Origin of the sequence: Photorhabdus sp. S10-54, assembly GCF_963878145.1 — a bacterium.
Lineage (GTDB): Bacteria > Pseudomonadota > Gammaproteobacteria > Enterobacterales > Enterobacteriaceae > Photorhabdus > Photorhabdus kayaii.
The window spans coordinates 1-566 of the sequence record NZ_CAWNXG010000178.1; the positions used below are offsets into that span (position 1 = coordinate 1).

The 566-nt window shown below is 45.6% G+C and carries 2 protein-coding genes; both read right to left on the reverse strand.

Translation table 11 applies throughout. From position 1 onward, the window contains the following. Positions 1-253, reverse strand: a 253-nt coding sequence (locus tag AACQ83_RS24415) for a phage tail assembly protein (RefSeq protein ID WP_146747964.1), incomplete at its 3' end; no start/stop codon positions are given. A gap of 14 nt (positions 254-267) precedes the next feature. After that, positions 268-566 (reverse strand): phage tail tube protein (locus AACQ83_RS24420; protein WP_112879938.1); only part of this gene is annotated, 299 nt, incomplete at its 5' end.

Genomic DNA, 566 nt, shown 5'->3' on the forward strand with positions numbered 1-566 from the left:
CCAGAAGGAACTCCTGACATTTGTGAAAATCACTGATAGCCATTTTTTTCAGTACTGGCTCGGGGATTTCTGAAACCAATGAAATCAACAGACGCATAGCGGCAATTGAATGATTTGATTTGTTCTGTGCTTCATAAAACTGCTCAACCTGGATTAATACCGGTTCTTTCAGGTCGATCTGCTCGTAGCGGACTTTGCCGTCATTACTTTCAATCGGGGTGTTCAATACGATAGTTTTTGTTGTTTCTAACATGCTGATTCTCAAAATTAATTTTCTGTTACCGAGGTGCCTTCCCAGCGCACCTCAAAAGTCGCATCTTCGCTGTTGACTTCTTGCGTGTTGACGGTCCACATACCCTCGCCAATAATGGTTTTACCGTTCGCAATTTCAGCAACGATTGTGACGTTAGTCTGGTCATTAAAATCCGCGACAGTTGTTCCGCCACTGTCACGGACTTTGCAGGAGATAAAGCCCGCCTGGGGTTTCTCTTTGTAACCGTGTACGTAGTCCATGCCCGTTAAGGTTTCACGGGTGACTGTTGAGGGACTCCAGGTGAAATCCCCTG